General features: G+C 70.6%; 17 protein-coding genes. 9 read left to right on the forward strand and 8 right to left on the reverse strand.

What is annotated here, in order from left to right:
- Positions 1-21 precede the first annotated feature (21 nt).
- From ABEA93_RS15425 to ABEA93_RS15440, 4 genes are read right to left on the reverse strand one after another with little or no spacing between them, the layout of a single operon-like run.
- Positions 22-1236, reverse strand: coding sequence for a CaiB/BaiF CoA transferase family protein (locus ABEA93_RS15425; RefSeq protein ID WP_345676101.1), 1215 nt, complete (start codon positions 1234-1236; stop codon positions 22-24).
- Complete coding sequence (locus ABEA93_RS15430) at positions 1233-2387, reverse strand: amidohydrolase family protein (RefSeq protein ID WP_345676102.1); 1155 nt, start codon at positions 2385-2387, stop codon at positions 1233-1235. The genes ABEA93_RS15425 and ABEA93_RS15430 overlap by 4 nt, the downstream gene beginning before the upstream one ends.
- Positions 2388-2432: 45 nt before the next feature.
- Positions 2433-3578 carry a thiolase family protein gene (locus ABEA93_RS15435; RefSeq protein ID WP_345676103.1) on the reverse strand — a complete coding sequence of 382 codons (1146 nt, stop codon included), beginning with the start codon at positions 3576-3578 and terminating at the stop codon, positions 2433-2435.
- A complete protein-coding gene (locus tag ABEA93_RS15440) occupies positions 3575-4033 on the reverse strand; it encodes a Zn-ribbon domain-containing OB-fold protein (RefSeq protein WP_345676104.1) in 459 nt (152 codons plus the stop codon). Before ABEA93_RS15440 ends, ABEA93_RS15435 begins: the two co-directional genes overlap by 4 nt.
- Before the next feature lie 109 nt (positions 4034-4142).
- On the opposite strand from ABEA93_RS15440, the gene ABEA93_RS15445 reads away from it, so the two are divergent.
- The 8 genes from ABEA93_RS15445 (at position 4143) to ABEA93_RS15480 (ending at position 14626) form a co-directional block, all read left to right on the forward strand.
- Positions 4143-4625, forward strand: a complete 483-nt coding sequence (locus tag ABEA93_RS15445) for a nitroreductase family deazaflavin-dependent oxidoreductase (RefSeq protein WP_345676105.1) — start codon at positions 4143-4145, stop codon at positions 4623-4625.
- Positions 4626-4800: 175 nt separating this feature from the next.
- Positions 4801-5664 carry an amidohydrolase family protein gene (locus tag ABEA93_RS15450; RefSeq protein ID WP_345676106.1) on the forward strand — a complete coding sequence of 288 codons (864 nt, stop codon included), beginning with the start codon at positions 4801-4803 and terminating at the stop codon, positions 5662-5664.
- Entirely contained in the window at positions 5664-6671 is a 1008-nt protein-coding gene (locus tag ABEA93_RS15455) for an LLM class flavin-dependent oxidoreductase (protein WP_345676107.1), read from the forward strand. Before ABEA93_RS15450 ends, ABEA93_RS15455 begins: the two co-directional genes overlap by 1 nt.
- Positions 6672-6712: 41 nt before the next feature.
- Entirely contained in the window at positions 6713-7198 is a 486-nt protein-coding gene (locus ABEA93_RS15460; RefSeq protein ID WP_345676108.1) for a nuclear transport factor 2 family protein, read from the forward strand.
- 108 nt (positions 7199-7306) lie between these two features.
- Positions 7307-7435: a hypothetical protein gene (locus ABEA93_RS15465; RefSeq protein ID WP_345676109.1), complete on the forward strand. Its 129-nt coding sequence runs from the start codon at positions 7307-7309 to the stop codon at positions 7433-7435.
- 149 nt (positions 7436-7584) lie between these two features.
- Positions 7585-8163, forward strand: coding sequence for a hypothetical protein (locus ABEA93_RS15470; protein WP_345676110.1), 579 nt, complete (start codon positions 7585-7587; stop codon positions 8161-8163).
- 805 nt (positions 8164-8968) lie between these two features.
- Positions 8969-11356, forward strand: a complete 2388-nt coding sequence (locus tag ABEA93_RS15475; RefSeq protein WP_345676111.1) for a S9 family peptidase — start codon at positions 8969-8971, stop codon at positions 11354-11356.
- An 825-nt stretch (positions 11357-12181) separates the two neighbouring features.
- Positions 12182-14626, forward strand: a complete 2445-nt coding sequence (locus tag ABEA93_RS15480) for a prolyl oligopeptidase family serine peptidase (protein ID WP_345676317.1) — start codon at positions 12182-12184, stop codon at positions 14624-14626.
- Between the two features lie 233 nt (positions 14627-14859).
- On the opposite strand, the gene ABEA93_RS15485 is transcribed toward ABEA93_RS15480, so the two are convergent.
- Positions 14860-15372, reverse strand: coding sequence for a hypothetical protein (locus ABEA93_RS15485; RefSeq protein ID WP_345676112.1), 513 nt, complete (start codon positions 15370-15372; stop codon positions 14860-14862).
- An 82-nt stretch (positions 15373-15454) separates the two neighbouring features.
- Positions 15455-15997, reverse strand: a complete 543-nt coding sequence (locus ABEA93_RS15490; protein WP_345676113.1) for an ATP/GTP-binding protein — start codon at positions 15995-15997, stop codon at positions 15455-15457.
- Between the two features lie 57 nt (positions 15998-16054).
- On the opposite strand from ABEA93_RS15490, the gene ABEA93_RS15495 reads away from it, so the two are divergent.
- Positions 16055-17413 carry a BTAD domain-containing putative transcriptional regulator gene (locus ABEA93_RS15495; RefSeq protein WP_345676114.1) on the forward strand — a complete coding sequence of 453 codons (1359 nt, stop codon included), beginning with the start codon at positions 16055-16057 and terminating at the stop codon, positions 17411-17413.
- Here the strand turns inward: ABEA93_RS15495 and ABEA93_RS15500 are convergent.
- Both ABEA93_RS15500 and ABEA93_RS15505 read right to left on the reverse strand, forming a co-directional pair.
- A complete protein-coding gene (locus ABEA93_RS15500) occupies positions 17385-18308 on the reverse strand; it encodes a TauD/TfdA dioxygenase family protein (RefSeq protein WP_345676115.1) in 924 nt (307 codons plus the stop codon). The two genes, ABEA93_RS15495 and ABEA93_RS15500, sit on opposite strands and share 29 nt — an antisense overlap.
- Positions 18305-19000 (reverse strand): TetR family transcriptional regulator, encoded by a 696-nt coding sequence (locus tag ABEA93_RS15505; RefSeq protein WP_345676116.1) that lies wholly within the window; start codon positions 18998-19000, stop codon positions 18305-18307. The genes ABEA93_RS15500 and ABEA93_RS15505 overlap by 4 nt, the downstream gene beginning before the upstream one ends.
- Between the last annotated feature and the right edge of the window lie 46 nt (positions 19001-19046).

The following is a 19046-nucleotide window of genomic DNA, read 5'->3' on the forward strand; positions in this document are numbered from 1 at the left end:
TAGCGCACTGCGGGGGCGGCATCACAGGAGATCCCCCTCCACCTTCAACCGCACGACCTCCTCCCAGTCGCGGCCGAGTTCGCCCGCTATGGCGTCGCCGTGTTCGCCGTGTTCCGGGGCGCGGCTCAGGTGGGGGCGGATGCCGTCGAACTGGGCCGGGCTCGGTACCAACGGGTAGGCGCCCGCAGGGCCTTCGACGGAGACCAGGTAGTCGTTGGCCAGCACCTGCGGGTCGGATCCGGCTTCGCCGGCCGAGCGCACGACCGTCCACGGGATCGGGAGGTCGGCCAGGGCTTCGGTCCAGAAGGTCAGCGGTCGGGCGGCGAAGACCGCGTCGAGTTCGGTGATGCAGGCGCGTGCGTTGGCCAGTACGCCCTCGGCATCGGCGAACCGCGGGTCGGCCGCGAGGTCTTCGCGCCCGATCGCCGAGCATAGGGCCGTGAAGGCGCCTTGGGTCATCACTCCGGACAGATACAGGTACCGGCCATCTGCCGTGCGGTAGGCGTTCACCAGGGGGTTCGGGGCGTCGGCGTGGCGGAAGCGGGGGATGGCATCGACGCCGTAGAGGCGGGCGGCGACCGCGTTCGGGGACATCACCCACATCGCCGACGACAGCAAGGACACGTCGACGACCGCTCCCTCGCCGGTGCGTTCGCGGCGGAAGAGCGCGGCCGCGATCGCGCCCGCGAGGAAGCCGCCGGAGGCGAGATCCCCGAAGGCGGGCGATGCGAGCGGCACGAACTCGTCGGAGACCTGGCTTGCCGCATGGCCGACGCCCGCGCGGCTCCAGAAATCGGTGATGTCGTAGCCGCCGCGGTCGCGTTCCGGGCCGCGGTCGCCGTGGCCGGTCGCCCGGGCGTAGACCAGCCGCGGGTTCACGGCCTGCAGATCGGCGACGTCCAGGCCGAACCGCTGCCGTGCCCCCGGAAGCAGGTTGGTGATGAACACGTCGGCCTCGCGGACGAGATCGCGCAGCAGCGCGCCGCCGTCCTCCGTCGACACGTCGAGGCCGATGCAGCGTTTGCCGCGGTTGAGGATCTCCCACATGAACTTCACGCCGACGTCCTTGTCCGGCAGCGCGGCCACCGGATTACCGTTCATCGGATCGGCGGTGTGCGGCGGTACGACCTTGACGACGTCCGCACCCCAGTCGGCGAGCACGGCGCCCGCGGACGGCGCGAACGCGTACATCGCCACCTCGACGACCTTCACTCCCGCGAGTACGTCGTACGTCATACGCCCAGCAACTTCCGCAAGTTCGTCTCCGCGATCTTGACCGCGTCCGCATCGTCGACCTCGGCCAGCGCCGCCGCCAATCGGACCCGGTTCTCCGGCCAACACCCGTCCCCGTGCGGGAAATCGCCTTCCCACAGGAGGTTGTCGACCGGGACGTCGCCGAGCGAGCGCAGCGCGAACTGCTCGTCGACCAGGCACACGAACATGTGCTCGGCGAACAACTCGCGCGGCGCCCGCTGTCCCATTCCGGCCTGGCCGATGGACAGGTCGCGGAACAGCCGCGCGTCGTGGAACGCCTTCTCGGCACGTTCCAGCAAGTAGGGGATCCAGCCCGCGCCGCCCTCGGACAGGATCACCCGCAGCCCCGGGAACCGTTCCAGGACGTCCGACATCAGCCAATCCGCGGCCGCCATCATCGAGTTGACCCCGTTGAGGGTCACCAGCACGCCCGGCGGCGCGTCGTCGGATGTGGTCACCAGCCGCGACGAACTCCCGATGTGCTGGCACACCGGCAACCGCGCCTCGCTCAGGAACGCCCACAGCGGATCCCAGTGCGGGGTATGCAGGGAAGGCAAGCCCAGAACCGTCGGGTTCTCCGAGAAGGCGATGGCTTTGGCGCCCTTCGCCGCCACGCGCTTGGCTTCGGCGACCGCGAGGTCGATGTCGAAGAGCGGCAGGATCGCGGCGCCGTAGAGCCGGTCCGGGGCGACCGCGCACCACTCGTCGAGGAGGTAGTCGTTGTAGGTGCGCAGGAACACCACTCCCGCGTCGAGGTCGTCGACACCGAGGAAGAAGCGGTGCCCGGCGAACCGCGCGAAGTTCGGGAACGTCAGCTGCCCCCACACCTGGTCGACGTCCATGTCGGCGACGCGCTGCACCGGGTCGTAGCAGCCCGGCCGGATCTCGTCGAAGTTCGCGGTGCCGGGTGCGGGCGGATACCCGGCCTCCGGATGACCGGGCAGCGGGCGGCAACTCCCCATGGGGATATGGGTGAGCTGCCCGTCGTAGAGCCACGCGTCGCGCCCGCCCGGGGACTTGACGACCCGCGGTGCCCGGTCGCGATACGCGGCGGGCACCCGGTCCACCCACAGGTGCGGCGGCTCGATCATGTGGTCGTCCGCGGAGATGAGCTTGGTGCCGTCGGGAAGCACAGGACGGGTCCTTCCACGTAAGTGGGCAAGTCGAGGGGCGATGGGTCACAAGGTGAGCAGCAAGGCCGACGTGAAAGCCTCCGCTCCGCTGCTGACCACCGCGACGTGCGGGTGGGGGGTCACTTGGCGGCCGTCGGCGGCGCCGCGGAGTTGCAGGCAGGCCTCGTGCAGGCCGCCGAAGCCGTGCAGGCGTCCGGCGGACAGTTGGCCGCCGTTGGTGTTGAGCGGCAGTTCGCCGTCGAGGGCGATGCGGTGGCCGCCTTCGACGAACCGGCCGCCGTCGCCGCGCGGGCACAGGCGCAGCGCTTCGAGCCAGCGCAGGGCGAGGACCGAGAAGCCGTCGTACAGCTGGGCGATGCCGACGTCGGAAGGCTTGAGGCCGGTGCGTGACCACAGCATGTCCGCGGCCGCGTCGAAGCCGGGTGCGGAGCCGATCGCCTCGAGGGCGACCGAGCGGCCGGGGATGTCGGCGAGGCCGCCGGCGCGGGAGATGACGAAGGCGATGGCGCCGTCGACCGGGACGTCGCAGTCGTAGATGCACAGCGGGTCGGAGATCATCCGGGCGCCGAGGTAGTCGTCGAGGGTCATCGGAGTCCGGTACACGGCCTGCGGGTTGCGGGCCGCGTGGGCGCGGGCGGTGACGGCGACCTGGCCGAGGTGGGCGCGGGTGGAGCCGGTGTCGTGGAGGTAGCGCTGGGCTTGGAGGCCGCCGTAGGTGGCGTAGCCGGCGCCGTAGGGGGCCGTCCATTGGGTGCGTTCGTGGGCGAGGCTGGCGGCGACGGTTTCCGAACGGCCGCCGAGCTGCGTCTGGGCGGTGGATTCCCAGACGGTGCGGAAGCACAGCACGTGGTCCGCGAGGCCGCCCGCGACGGCGAGTACGGCGTTGACGACCGCGCCGAGCTGGCCGGGGAGTTCGCGGGCTCCGGTGTACCAGCGGGGCCGCAGGCCCAGCAGGACCCGGACGTCGTCGGCGCCCGCGCCGGTGATCCCGGGCGTGGAGCCGATTTCGCCCGGGTACGTCGACACGCCGTCGATGTCCGCGGGGGTCAGCCCGGCGTCGGCGATCGCGGCCAGCGCGGCGTCCGCGGTCAGGCGCCACGGGTCGACGCCGAGGCGGCGGCCGATGGCGGAGGTGCCGATGCCGGTGATGACGGCGGCGGATTCGGGCTTCCGCGGGTCCGTGCCGGTCATGGGCGGAACACCGGGATCCACACGGTGCCGGGCTCTTCGCCCGCGCGTTCGGAGCCGCCCGCGGGTTCGGTGTCGCCCGAGTGTTCGACGTCGTCCGCACGTTCGAAGGCGACCGTGACGGGCATGCCGATGCGGACCGCGTCGACGGGGCAGCCGACGACTGCGGTCAGGAGGCGCAGGCCGGGCTGTTCGGCGAGGTCGACTTCGGCGAGGACGTACGGGGGTTCGAGCGCCGGTGTCCACTGGTAGCGGTTGACGGTGAAGGAGTACACCGTGCCTTTGCCGCTGACGGGTGCGAAGGCCACGTCGGCGGAGTGGCATTGCGGGCACAGCGGTCGCGGCGGATGGATGTACGTGCCGCACGGCCCGCAGCGGGCGATGCGGAGGACGCCGTCGGCGCCGGACCGCCAGTACGCGGCGGCCCGGGGAGTGGGCGGCGGGGCGGGGCGCGGCATGTGCTCTCCTCCCGGCAGGGTGATGGTATTGCATCACGGTGATGGTATTTACTCAATTGTTCGATGCCAGGGGATCGGGATTGATCGCGAATCGATGGGGAGGGCAACCATGGGTACGACTGACGGCGGTCGCGACGAGGCGGCTTACCGTGCACCGGACTTGGCGCTCGTCGGCGGGGAACACGTGCGCCGCTACCGGGAGACCGGCGGCGACGTCGGCTATGTCTGGAACGGCGTCACCGCACTGCTGCTGACCACGATCGGCCGGGTGTCCGGCGAACCGCGCACCTCCGCGCTGATCTTCGGCGACGACGGTGGCGGCCGGTATGTGGTGATCGCGTCCCAAGGCGGCGCGCCCACGCATCCGCAGTGGTACCGCAACCTGGTCGCCCGGCCGCTGGTCGAGGTCCAGATCAAAGGGGAGTGCTTCGCGGCCGTGGCGCGCACGGCCGAAGGCGCGGAACGCGAGCGGCTGTGGACGCTGATGGCGGGGCTGTGGCCCAACTACGAGGCGTACCGGGAGCGCACCGACCGGGTCATTCCGGTGGTGGTGCTGGAGCGGGTGGCGCCGGAGGGCGGCGACGGGGCCTGACGGTCGCCGGGTCCGACGGCCGCCGGGCTCGGCGTACGGCCGGCTTGGTGGTGGCTCTCGTGGTGGTGGCCGTCGTGGTGGGCGGGTTGATCGGTGGCCGTTGAACCCTGCGGGGGACCCGGCTAAGGTGCGGCTCGACGGAGAGTGTCGAATATTCAACATTCGAAGGAGGCTTGTGCCGGACTACGAGATCCTCGACTGCCACCACCACGTCGGCGACGTGCACGGCGCGCTGGGCCTCGGCCCGACGCCGGCGGGCACCGACCCGGCCGCCGACGAGCTGGCCGTACGCCTGGCCACGATGGACCGCAACGGCGTCGACCGCGCCGTCGTCATCCCCGGCCACGGCTACCTGCGCCCGTCCGGCCTGGCCGACACGCGCCGCATCAACGACGCCATCGCTGCCTACCGCGACGCCACCCCCGACCGGTTCCCCGCCGCCGTCGGCATCGTCGAACCGCTCTACGGACCCGCCGGGCTCGACGAAGTCGACCGCTGCGCCCACGAACTGGGCCTGCGCGGCATCAGCTTCCACACCCGCTTCCAGGGCGTCTCGACCGACTCGCCGCTCGTCCGCGCCCTCGTCGGGCGGTGCGCGGAACGCGGACTCGTGCCGTTCGTGCACGCACTCGGCGACGTTCCCGACGAAGCGCTGTGGAAAGTCCAGGAACTGGGCCGGGAGTTCCCCGAGACGACGTTCGTGGTGCTGGACGCGTTCTCGTCCTTCGAGCAATGCCGCCAGGCGCTGTCGGTGGCCGAGATCACCCCGAACCTGGTGTTCGACACGTCGCTCGCGTACACGTTCGACCTCGTCGAGCCGTTCGTGCGGCGCCACGGCGCGTCCCGGCTGGTCTTCGGCACCGACCTGTACTCCACGCCGCTCGGTTATCGGCGCACCCACGTCCTCGGGCAGATCCTCGACTCGGCGCTGTCCGAGGACGACAAGCGCCTGATCCTCGCGGGGAACACGCGGGCGATCCTCGGACTGGGGCCGGCACCGCGGGGTGCTTCCGCCGCCGCTGCGGGGGAGGGCGTGTGATGCGGTTCGCCACCGGGACCACGGTCAAGGACTTCGACGCGTACGGGGCCTGGCTCGACGTCGCCGCCGACTGCGGGTTCGCGATGCTCACCACGGGGGACTCGCAGTCGCTGTGGGCGGACCCGTACGTGTCGCTCGCTTTTGCGGCGCAGCGCACCACGACGCAGCGGCTCGGCATCACCGTGTCGAACCCGATGACCCGCCACCCGGCGGTCGCCGCGTCCGCGGCGTCCGCGCTGCAACACCTCAGCGGCGGGCGGTTCGTGCTCGGCATCGCGTCCGGCGACTCGGCGCTGCGCAACATCGGGGTGCGGCCGGGGCGGGTCGACGAGACCGAGTCGTACGTCGCCGCGGTCCGGGCGCTGACCCGCGGCGAGAAGGCCACGTGGCAGGGCGCCGACCTCGTGCAGCGCTGGAAGCCCGGGCCGACACCGGTGTGGATGGCCGCGGAAGGGCCGCGCACGCTGCGCGCGGCGGGGCGGAGCGCGGACGGCGTCGTCCTGTCGAACTCGCTCACCCGCGAGGCGTACGAACGCAACCTCGCGCACATCGCCGCGGGTGCCGCGGAAGCCGGACGCGACCTCGCCGACCTCGAAATCTGGTGCATGGCCAACATCGTCCCGGCCGCCACCGAGGACGACGGGATCGCCGTGGTCCGCTCGGTGCTCGCCGGCACGGCGAACCACGTCTTCCGGTTCACCACCGAAGGCAAGGGCCTGCCCGACACGCTCGTGCCCAAGGTCGAGGAACTCAAGCGGCGCTACGACTCGACGCACCACGCGTCCCCGGAAACCGCCGCGCACAACGCCGCGCTCGTCGACGAACTCGGCCTCACCCGCTGGCTCGCCGCGCACTCGACCGTCGCCGGACCGATCGGCCACTGCGTCGAACGCCTCGCCGAGATCGAGGAAGCCGGCATCCGCAACGTCATCGTCGCCCAATTCGTCCCGGACCAGGCCGCGTTCATGCGGACGTTCGCGGACGAGATCGTCGGACGGCTGGGCTGAGCCGCCCCCTCGGCCCGTCGCTTTTTGCTCAAGGAGAACCCGTGGACCTGGAAACCCTCCTCGCCGAACGCGAGATCACCCGCGCCCTGATCCGCTTCGCCCGCGCGATGGACGAACGCGACTGGGACGTGCTCCGCACGATCCTCGTCGACGACGCGACATCCGACGTCGGCACCGGGCCGCTGGAGGGCAGCGAGGCGCTCATCGCGTGCATCCGCTCGTACCTGGACGCGTGCGGTCGGACGCAGCACCTGCTCGGCAACATCCTCGTCGATGTGTCCGGCGACGAAGCGGTCAGTCGGGCCTACGTCAGCGACACGCACCTGTCCGCCGACCCGGCCTCCGAACTGACGTTCGCGACCCTCGGCGATTACCACGACCGCTGGCAGCGCATCGACGGTACGTGGCGGATGGTGCACCGGACGAAGCTCAACCGGGGCGTGGTGGGGTCGTTCGAGGTGTTCGGCATGCCGGAGGGTGGGGCGGGGGCCGCGGAAGGGTCCGCGGAGGGGGCTTTGCGGGTCTGACGCCGCACCGGACGGTTTTGCTTCGGCCTCTTGCGCAACCGTACGGCGCCCGTCATCGTCACCATCACCGAACTGGGGGACCCGAAAGGGAGACGAGGAGGGGGAGAGATGCTGCGCCGTATTCTGCAGCGCGTTCTGCCGAGCCGCTTGGCTCGCATGGTGACCAATCCCGGACGCGCCATCCAGCGCGAGGCCGAGGACCAGATCGTGCGTCAGGTCCGCCGCCGGATGCGCTGACCGGGAGTGTGCCGCGGCCCCCGAACCACCCTGCGGTGCAGGGCGGTTCGGGGGCTTTGTCGCTTTCCGCGGGCCCCGCTGATGTCGGTGCGAGCTGGAACAATGGTTCTCATCCCGGCCAGTACGGCATGGAATGGGGGCAATTGCCGATGACAGACACGACCGAGACCACCGGCATCACGACGACGACCTCAAGCCCCGGCGACAGGGCGGCGGGCACGACCGGATCCGCCGTCGAGGCGAGCAAGACCCGGGCGACGCGCGGGCGCCCGGTCCGCATGACCACCGCGCGGCGCGCGCTCGCCCGGATCTCCACGGGCGCCGTCCGCACCTACGACAGCCGCCAGGGCGCGCCCGGAATCTCCGGCCGCACCCTCGACACCCTCGACGCCCGGCGCCTCGTGCGCTACGGCACCCCGATACCCGGCCTCGGCCGCCCGATCCGCCCGACCGCCGCAGGCACCCGCGCCATCCTCCGACGCGGCCCCGGCGGCACGGCGGTCTGGCGGTGGCTGCTCGACCAGGACGAGGTGTGGGTCGCCTCCGACGGCCGCACCACCCTGATCCGCGAAATGCCGCCGGCCTACTGCGCGAACGTCGCCGCCTGGCTGCAACGCAACGCCGCCTCGATCCGCACCTACGCGGCGCCCCGGCGCCGCCAGGACGCCCTGACCTGGATCGACGGAACACCGCTGATGCGGGCACTGCGGGAGTCGGCCGCGGACTGAGGGGGTTCCGCCGCCGAGGAGTTGAGCTGAGCAAGCGACGGGCGCGGCCGGGGCGGCCGCGCCCGTCCCCTTTTTTGGAGTCGGCAGTCGCCGGCGTCATCCGTGGCAGTGCAGGCGCAGGCGCACGATCACGGTTTCGCGGGGCAAGCCGGTCAGGTGCGCCCGGGCGCCCGGCCGCGGCGCGAGCGGAACGTGTGCGGACACGTCGACGGAGACTCGCACTCCCCTCGCCGCACGAAGACCTCAAGTGGCAGTGCCGGTTCGTGAATACGGAGCGGGTGCTGCCACCGGTCCCGCGAAACTCCTCGGGCGCGTTCGAACGCCGTCCCCGGCGATCCGAGGTCGAGCGCATCCCGCGGCCACCGCGCGCACACTCCGGGCACACTCGGCGGTGCGGTCGTCCGGTCGCAGCGGGGCGTCGTGGATGAGCCGCGGTCACGTACTCTCCGGTTGCGGCCGCGGCGGGTTTCACTCCGGGTGGTTCGTGGAGAGCGCGGCGCCGTCGCGGCGCACGACCGTGACCCGGTCGCGCAGGTACCGGAACGCGTCAAGGGAGTGTGTCGGCCACTATGGTCCATGGTGTGACATCACCCCGGAGGCGTGCTCGGTGTCCCCGCCTCGTGTGTCCGGGCGCGCGCCGGAACAATGCCGACCACCGGCCGCACGACACGAGTCCGCGCTTCGCAGCCGGGAGCACCGGCCTGTGACGTGGACCGGCAAGCTGACGCTGTTGAGACGGACCTTCGACCCCACCGCGACGGTCCCCGCCCCGTTCGACGCAGGCCTTCGGTACCCGAATCCATGGGTGGCGGTCGACAGGGAATCCAACCCCTGGATCGATCACCACCGCCGTAAGGCCGCGCGCTTCCTGGACCGTCTGCAACCCCTGACGGACGCCCTCGCCGCACGCATCGCGGCGATGACCGGCTTTCCCTTTGAACGCCCAGGCTTCCCATCCGCGGCCGGGACGGTGTTCGGGCGCGGCAACGCCGACGGCACCGGAGCGCAACTCGTCTTCCGCGACACGGCAGGCGACGAGCGGATACTGGTGGAGCCGTTCATCCCGAGCATGGAGTATCCGGGGATCTACCCCAACGGGTTCTGGGTGTCGCCGGACGGCCTGCACGTGGTCTACTCCGACGCCAACCCCATACACGAGGGCGACACGTCCCTGCACATGGTCCGCACGGACACCGGCGCCGAGGTCGGTACCCCGCTGGTCGGTGCGTCCCGCCCGTCGGGCAGTTGGATATCCCCCGATACGTTCGTGTACTCGCTCTACGACGTCGGCGGCCGAGACGACGGCAGACACGTGCGGGCGGCCGGATGGACGACATACGTCCGCCGATTGCACCAGGACGGCACCGTGCACGACGAGCGCCTGACCGAAGGCGAACGCGAGGGCGGCAACTCCCGCTACGACTTCGTCCCGGGACCGTTCGCCGGCAGTGTCGTGGTGATCTCCTACAGCCACATCATCAACACCCCCACCGGCATCCACGTTGTGGACCTCACCGGCAGCGGGCGGGGCTACGCCGTCCAGGAGGAATCGGAGGGAGTTCTGGGCCGCGTCCGCGTCGGTCCCGTCGAGGCCGACGGCACGCGCCGGCTGTTCCTCCTGAAGTTCGATGGCGATCGCACGCGGTCGGGGCGGATCCTCGAAGTCGGCCCACCGCCTCCCGGCGAGAGCCGCGCGCGACTGACCGAACTCATCCCGGAGCGCCCCGGGGACGTCATCCGCGAGTTCGAGGTCATCGATCGCGGAGCCGGACGGACACCGGCGCTCGCGCTCTCGGTCCGCCGCAACGGCGCCGAAGTGCGCGTCGACATCGTGGACCTGAAGAGCGACGACCGCACACCCGGCGACGCCGCCGCGAGCGCGGGCGGTGGCGGTCACGTGACCGCGGGGGATCGGTGGACGGTGGACCTCCCCGGCCAGGAGATGACCAGCGCCACCCCAGGGGTGGTCGTCGAAGGCAAGTTCGGTGCCATCACCGCCATGACGGCCACCGCGGGCGACGGACGCGGCGGCGTCGACATCGAGTACTCCTCACCGACCATCCCGCTCAGGCTCTACCGGCTCCACAACACCGAGGACCGCCACGCCGAGCCGCAACTCGTCGTGGGGCCGACCGACGCGCAACTACGCGAGGCCGGCGTCCCGGAAATCGACGTCTCGCTCCATCGGGTCGCCACGGACGACGGGCGCACCACGTGGCTCCACATGCTCAGGCCGGCCGGGGTCGCGCCCGACGAGCCCCTGCCGACCGTCGAGACGGCCTATCCCTACTACGACCTCGGGCCCACCGCGAACTTCCGGCCGCAGGTCGCCGTCGTCGTCGACGCCGGGATCGCCTACGTCAACCACCAGGCCTACGGCGGCGGCGCGGACGGCCGCGGCGACCAACCGGCCGCGAAGGCCGACGGGCGCGCGAAGGCGCTGCTCGACCTCAAGGCGGGCTTTCGCTACCTCGACGGCCTGCCCGGCGTCCAAGGGCGGGCCGGACGCACCCTGACGTTCGCCTCGGCCGGCGGGATGACCGCGGTAGGCGCCCTTCGCCATGCCACCGCGGGCTTCAGAAACGCCGTGATCAGCCGTCCCTACGTGAACCCGCTTTCCCTCGAAGGCAGTTCCCATGATGTCCACATGGACGTGGGCGACCCCGCGGACCGTCGCGCCGGCTACGAGGCCTCCGGACCGCTGCCGGTCGAACCCCACAGGATGCCCGAGAACACGGTGTGGGTCGTCGGCCGGTCCGACCCGCGGATCCCGCCGCACGACGTACGCCGCACGGCCGCCGCCTTCGAGGCCGCCGAGGCGGAGTTCCACGGCGACAAACTCAAACGGCCCGGCACCCTCATGATCGAGCAGGACAGCAGCGGGCACTTCCCCGGCGGCAAAGAGGTCGCCGTGATGTCGGGCATGCTCATCCACCTGTCCGGACGACACCCCGTCACCCCGCACGAACCCAACCGCACACCGCTTTCTCCGGCCACGGCCACGACCACGGCCGCGACCGCCGGCCTGGCCCCGATGGCCCGGCTGCACGAGGCGCCCTCCACCTGGGCCGCAGACGTCAAGGGAAACTCCAAGACGCACGCCCTCGCCCGCCAGGCCGTCAACACCGAGATCCGCACGACGCAAACGCACGCCGTCGCACGAGAGGTCGGCCGCCCTGCGCGACGCATATAGCGGCCCTGTGCGACGCATATAGGGGAACGGCCTGGTGAGCACCCCGGCCGCCGCAGCCGAGACTCGCGTTCGGCTGCGGCTGGATGTGCCCTGGCGCACGGTATGTCCGGGCTGGGCCGTTGTGGTGTTGGCCGTGTGTCGGAGCGGCGCCGAGTCGTCTTCCGCTGATGTGGTGGACGACGGCGAGGACGGCGAGAAGGGCCGGCAGGGCGACCGCGAATTCTTCTCTGAATCAAGCCTGACCCCAGGTCGCCGCTTTAGCAGCAAGGTTCGTTGCCCGTGCCGGTCTTCGTGGATCCTGGTGACGTGGGGCGGCCTTCGCTCGATCCAAATGCCGAACTCAACTACCGGTGGTCTCGGGGGCCGGCGTGCGGCATGGTCGGCTCTGCGAACAGACCTGTCCCGAATGCGCAGGGTCCGCGCTGTTCGTCGCGGCGACATGTCGAGGACAGTACCGTCGGCGTTCCCGCACCGCGTCGCCGAGGCGTGGGCAATCAAGGGTCGGCGCACGACGCCGCCGGATCCGGAAGTACCGGCCGCCGACGGTGATCAAGCATGGAGATACATCGTGAGAAAAGCCACCCTAGTGCGACCGGGCGATCGCCACCGTAGTCCCCCACCGCCGTGCGCGAGTATCAAACGCAGGGCTCATGCTGAAATTTGCGCATCCGGAAATTTTGGCGAACGGCCAAAAGCGATCCAGTCGCCGTCGACCGGGGCATCGCGCCTCGCCACCAAGACCGAGATTGCGCGGTGGCCGCAACAGGTGTAGTGGGGGCCGTTTCCGCGTCGGCGAGGCGGCCTGTGTGAGGTGTGGGTTTGATCGTGTATCCCCAAGTCGAACGGTCCGGCGATGTCATCGGCTTGCCGAACGGCTCGGCCGTCCCCAATCCCTATAGCGCACTCGAGTCCCCGGGGCCTGCGCGTGACGCATGGCGGGCAGTCGAGGAGGAGTTGCGCCGTCGGCGCTTGGACCCTCGGGCGTTGGCTCGCGGGCAGGAACTGTACGACCTGTTCAAGGCCGTCCCCAAAGTCTCGACGGCGGTGGTCGCCGGCGACCGAAAGTTCTACACCCGCATACCGCCCGGCAAGGTCGTTCCGCAGCTCAGGGTGCGCGAGGCCGACGGCACGGACCGCATCCTCATCAACGAGTTGTATGTCAGCTCGCCTGGATCGGACGCGCGCGGTTGGTATCCGTCCCCGCGCGACGCTACCGGGCGGCAGTATCTGGCCTACAGCAGCGCCGGCGATGGCGGCGGGGAGATGGCCGCAGCCCTGGTCGTCATCGACGTGGACACAAACGAGAAGGTCGGGGAGTACCCATACGCCGGATTCGCAGCCGTCACGTGGGCGCCGGACGCCTCGAGCCTCATCACGTCGGAGATGATTGCCAACGAGGGGGAAGCGGCGGGGTCCCGGAAGTTCCGATTCCGGCTGATGGAACACGAGACAGGTGCCCCCTACTCCGCCGGCCGGGAGATCCACGTCCGTGACAACCAACTCCCCCATGCCGAACGCCGCCCGACGCTGAGTCCCGACGGCCGCTGGTTGGCGGTATGGGAAACCACCGGCGGTTTGGGGGCCAGCAGCGCCATCCTCCTCCAGGACCGCACGACGGGCGAAAGCTTCGTCGTGCAAGAAGACGACGGAGCGACCCACTGGCTGCCGCGTTTCGACCAGGACAGCAACTTGTGGCTGTGGACGAATCACGGCAACGGCTACGGCAAAATTCTGAAGATGGACCCCAGTGCCGGCGCTCACACCGTCGAGCAGGCGGACGTGGTCGTCGACGAGCACCCGAACCTTCTGCTGGAGTCGTACGAACTCGTCGAGTCCTCAGGTGAGGACCCACGCGTGGCCGCGGTCATGGTCGACCGGGGGCAGGTGCCCCGGCTTTGGATCACCGATCCGCGGCGACCTGGCGAACCACTGGTGATCGAGGCACCCGGCGCCGTTCCTGTGCATGATGAAGCGGGCCAGTACCTCGGATACACCGGACACATGGGCGGCCTGGCCCACGATCCGGCCGAGCCGCAGCGTCTCACAATGACGTTCTCCGACGTCGTCTCACCAAGCGACGTCTACACGGTGGACATTCGCACGGGCGCGGTCGAGAACGTCACCAGGCATACTCCCGAGCTGCATCGGCACCTGCCACCGCCCGCCTTGGAGGGAGTGATGTACGAACGCACTTCGTCAGACGGTGCAGCCGAAATCCCTCACCTGCTGGTGTCACACGTCGGGAGGGAACGCGCGGATGGCCGTCAGGTACCGGTGTACTCGTTCGCGTACGGGGCCTTCGGCCTGTGCGACGGACTCGGTTTCGAGGGGTACTCCCATCTTCAGGCGATGGCCGCATACCTCGGATTCGACCTGCACCATTCGGGCCCTCGGGGTGGCGTGGAGCGCGGACGGAAATGGGGGGAGGCCGGACAACGCAAGAACTGGGGCAACACTGTCGAAGACCGCGCGGCCACCGAACAGGACTTGTTGACAAGGGGCTTGGCCACGAGTCCGCAGCTCGTCAGGTTCGGCGTGTCGGCCTCGGGCCCTGACGTGCTGCATATGGCCATGCGGTATCCGGGACAGGCCGCGGCCAGCGTCATGGTGAATCCCGCAGGCGGCTTCGTGGACCCGGATATGCGGGGATACAACCGCCGTATCTCCGAATACGGCGACCCGAGGGTCTCCGACGAACTGCTCGTACTGATCGAACGCGACCCCGAGTTGGCCGTCGCCCGCCTTGCGCCGGAAGACGCCGCAGGGATGGGAACCCTCCTGCTTGTCGCCGCGCTGGGAGACGACCGTGTATCGCCGACCGCCAGCATGCGCCTGGTCGCCGCGTTACAGGACAAGGTCCGAGACCTTTCCGGCGCCGGTGACGTGCTCTTCCACGGGTCGGTAGGGGGCCACCTCTGGACGCCCACCCCCTCCAGCGTGGGCATGTTGGCAGCCACCGTGCACGTCATGGGTATCGAGCTGCCGACCGAACCAGCCGCCGCGGCGGCCCTTGTGAGGGCTGAGCCGCCATTGGAGACCGCCGCACCTTCGCGGACGGCGCCGGAGATCGGCCCGCCGAAGGCCGAACCACCGGATCCCTCACGTCTCGGGCCCAACATGACCATCGCAACCAAGGGCATGCGCACGGTCGCCGACTTCGGCGCGGTCCCGTCGTCACTCCCCCCCAACAGGCGGACCAGCACGACCGCACATCCCCCGCTGCAGTCGGTGGAAGGTGCACAGGAGCGGCGCGACGGAATCGGGCGCTGAAAGCGTGGTGCAGAACGTGCAGGCTTCCATGAGCCGACTGTGCACGTACCGTGCCGAGCAGGTACTCGGACCCGGTTCCGTCAACCATGTCTCTCATATTTCGCGCGTGCGGCCTGTCCGGAACATGCACCGGGAGCCGGCGGAACTGGCCGGAACGCCCACGGCGATCACCGGCTGCCGATCAGCCGACATGGCACTTCGGCTTTTGCCGTGCCGGAATGTCCGCCACGGCTCTATTCGATCAGCGGGCAGAGGGGTTCCGCGGTGCCGTGGACGAGGGTGAGGGTCTTGGCGCCGTCGGCCGCGACGTCGAGCGTGTAGATGCCGTCGAGGCGGTAGAGCCCTCGGGGCATGTTGCCGCCGTCGTCGCGCCAGCCGGTCATGACCGGGCCGTACGCGTACCACATTTGCGACCCGTCGGGCCGGTAGCCGACGAGTGCGCTGCCGCCGGCGTCGACGTCGGTCGACTTGCCGTTGGCGGTGTTGGTGACGCGGATGTCGAGCGGGCCTTTGTACGCGACCAGCTTGGGCTTGCCGTCGGGGTAGGCGTCGAGGACGCGCTGGAGGACTTCGTCGCGCAGTGGCTGACTGTGCGTCGGAAAGTCGCAGCGCGTCCCGGCGGCCCAGTCGTACGGCGGCGTGGCGGGTGCCGGCTCCCAGCCCGACGGGGTTTCGGCATGGGCAACGTGCGGCCCAACGGCCACCACGGCGGCGACAACCCCGACGGCGGCAATGACACGACGCACGGAACCTCCCAGGACGGTCGGACGGTTTCCCACCCAGGGTGATACGGGCGTCTCACCGAAACCTGACCACGCGCCGTGTCCTTCACAACCGGGCGCGGGAGATCACCCTTTCGACCGCGTCGATCCGTCGGGAGAGGCCGGCGGCGGGGATGTCGACGAGGTCGTAGCCGAAGGTGCGGTAGGTCTGTTCGTGGAGGCGTTCGAAGGCGAGGGACTCCTCGAAGGTGATGCGGCGGGCGGGGGTCGGTTCGCAGAAGCCGAGGTTGCGGATGAAGAGGACCTGGGGCTGGTAGACGGCTTGGGACGTGATCCGATCCAGCTCGGCGGTCAAAGCGCGCGGCACCGGGTGGCCCAGGTAGGTGGCGAGGGCGTGGGTGCAGATCGGGGAGCGGTCGTAGATCTGGACGCCGGCGTCGGTGGTGGTGAGTTGTCGTTGTCGTTGCAGGGCGATGACCTCGTCGATGAAGGACGCTCTGGTCCATGGCTCCGTCTCGCCTCGGGCCTGGGCTCGGGCGATGACCTCGGTTGCCGCTTCCTCGACGATCGCGTGGCCGCGGGCGGCCAGGCCGCGCAGGATTGCGGTCTTGCCGGCGCCGGGGGTGCCGGTGAGGACGTACCGTCGCATGGTGTGAATACCTCTCCTGTGACTGGTGGCGGTGCCGCGCCTACGGTGGGGACGACTATGGAATTTCGGCTGCTGGGGTCCTTCGAAGCGCGGCATGGCGGTGTGCCGGTGGGGCTGGGGCTTCGGCGGCAAGAGCGGTGTCTGCTGGGGATCTTGCTGGTCGAAGCGGGGCACGTTGTCCAGACCGAGAGGCTCGTCGACTTGCTGTGGAACGGTGCTGCGCCGGTGTCGGCGCGCGGCACTGTGCACACGTACGTCGGGCGTTTGCGGGCCGCGCTCAGGCCCTACGGTGTGGCGGTCGAGTCCCGGGCGGAGGGCTATTCCGTCGAACCTGCGGAGCATCGGATCGATGTCCGGGAGTTTGCCGATCTCGTGGCCACGGCTGCGTCGTCCGGTGATCCCGGCGAGCGGGTTCGTTGCCACGATGCCGCGTTGGAGCTGTGGCGGGGGCCGCTGTTGGCCGACGCGTCGGACGAGTTGCTGCGGAGTCGGCTGGGTGGCCGGCTTGCCGAGCTGCGGCTGAGTGCGCTGGCACAGCGGGCCGAGGACCGGTTGGCGATGGGGCAGCATGCGCGCGTGGTGGCCGATCTGGTCCCGGTCGTGGACGAACTGCCGTCGCATGAGCGGCTTGTGGCGGCGCTGATGACCGCGCTCTACCGGGACGGGCGGCGGGCGGAGGCGCTTCGCCGGTATCGGGACACGGCGCGGGAACTTGCGGAGGGGGTCGGGCTCAGCCCCGGGCCGGCGCTCGCCGATCTGCATGCGCGGGTGCTTGCCGACGACCCGGCTCTCGACCGGCCGCCCGCACCACTGTACGCCGTGCGGGTGGCCGGGGAGTGGCTGCCGTGGCACACCGGCGGCCATCCGGCGTTGGAGTTCTGCAACACGTATGCCGGGTGGAGCAAGCCGGGGCGACCGCGGGGCGAGTGGCTGCGGGGATACTCCACGCTGGCGGTGTGGGCGGGCTATGCGGATCTCGTCGACGAGCATGACGTCGCCGCCTTGGTCGAACGCGGGCGGACGCAGCCCGAGCAGGCCGAGGTGGTCCTGGGCGAGGCGCGGGCATTCCGGACGGATCTCTATGCCTGCCTCACCGACACCGAGGATGTCCGCGCCTTCGACGCCGTCGCCGCCGTCGCCCGCGATGCCGCGCGGGTGGCGGTGTTCACGCGGGGGCCGGACGGGCTTGGGCGTTGGCGGCTGCCGCCGTCCGCGGGGTTGCGGGTTCCGTTGTATGCCGCCGCCCGCAGTGCGGCCGAACTCCTTGCGGATGCGCGGAGGTTCACCGTGTGCAAGTGCCCGAGTGACGACTGCGGCTGGTTGTTCCTGGACGCGGGCGGGCGGCGGCGTTGGTGCAGTATCGCGACGTGCGGGGAAGCGGAAGGCGTCAGTACGGGCGGTCGCCGAGGATGGTGACGCGTTCCATGATCCGGGTGTGCGGGTAGTAGTCCGCGCTCGCGTAGTGCTGGGTGGCGCGGTTGTCCCAGAAGGCGATCGTGCCGGGGCGCCAGCGGAGCCGGACCTGGTACTCCGGGTGCCGGGCCTGGTCGTACAGGAACTCCAGCAGCGAGTTGCTCTCCTCCGCGGACAGGCCGGGGATGTGTGCGGTGAAGATCCGGTTGACGTAGAGCAGCTTGCGGCCGGTCTCCGGGTGCGTGCGCACGACCGGGTGGGCGACGGCCGGGAAGCGTTCCTGCTGGCGGGCGAGTTCGTCCGGCGGGAGTTGGCGGCCGAAGGTCTGGGTGAAGTCGTGGACGGCGCTGAGGCCGTCGATGCGGGCGCGCAGGTCGTCGGTGAGGCCGTCGTAGGCGGCGCCCATGTCGGACCAGAGTGTGTCGCCGCCGACGTCGGGGACGTGGACCGCGCGCAGGATCGACCCCATCGGGGGTGTCGTTTCGAACGACGCGTCGGAGTGCCACACGTTCTCCACCGCCGGCGAGTCGGCGCCGCGGGACAGCCGGACGACCTCGGGGACGCCGTCGGCCTTCGCCAGGAAGGGGTGGACTTCCGGCGTGCCCCAGCGCTGCGCCAGGTCGCGGTGCTGTTCGGCGGTGAGGTGCTGGTCGCGGAAGAACAGCACCTTCCATTCGAGGAGCGCGCGGTGCAGTTCGGCGTGCACGTCGTCGGCGAGCGGGCGGGACAGGTCGACGCCGGCGATTTCGGCGCCGATGGTGGGGGAGCAGGCGGCGAGTCCGAAGAGGGTGTACGGCGCGGACGGGGTGTAGTCCCCGTTCGGGCTGAGTTCGCGGACCGGGACGGCGGACAGGCCGTTGTCGAATATCGGGCGCGCGGGGGGACTGGTCGTGGTCACGGGGATTCCTCCGGAGGTGTGAGGGCGAGGGTCGACGGCCGGGCGGGTGCGGTGAGCAGCGCGGCGCCGGCGTCGATCAAGTCGGCGAGGTAGAGGGCGGCGTCGTCCGGTGGGGGAGTGGCGCCGGTGAGTTGCTGTTCGCGGTCGGCGAGGGCGTGGGTGGCGAAGCCGGTGAAGTGGGTCCAGCGGCGCCAGGCGAGCGCGTCGGGAAGGGTGGCGCGGCCGAGGGCCAGGGCGCGGTCGTTGAGTTCCTTGAGCCCGGTGGTCCAGGGGGTGCGGCCGAGGTCGCCGGGGCCGGGGGTGGCCACGTCGGGGTGCACGGTGTAGGCGGCTTGGACGCAGAAGCGGAGGTACCAGCTGCCGCCCGCGGGGCCCGACGTGAGGTCGCCGAGGAGTTCGGCGAGCGGGGTCGCGAACGCTTCCGCGAGCGCGTACGGGTCGTCGGTGCGGCCGTCGGCGTCGGAGCGGGCGATGAGTTCGATGCGGCGGGCGTTGAGGGGTTCCATGCGGAACCGGAAGACCGCGTCGACGAGCGCCTGGGCGGACCCGAAGTGGTACTTGACCGCGTTGGTGTTGCGCTGCCCCGCCTCGGCGGCGATCTCGCGCGCGGACACGGCGTTGATGCCGCGTTCGGCGAACAGGCGCTCGGCGGTGGTCATCAGGCTCAGGCGGGTGGCCGACGGGCTCTCCATGCCGAGCAAGTTAACGCACGTGCGTTAACGGTTCAAGACGTGCCTG

This window comes from Yinghuangia aomiensis, assembly GCF_039542225.1.
Taxonomy (GTDB): Bacteria; Actinomycetota; Actinomycetes; order Streptomycetales; family Streptomycetaceae; genus Yinghuangia; species Yinghuangia aomiensis.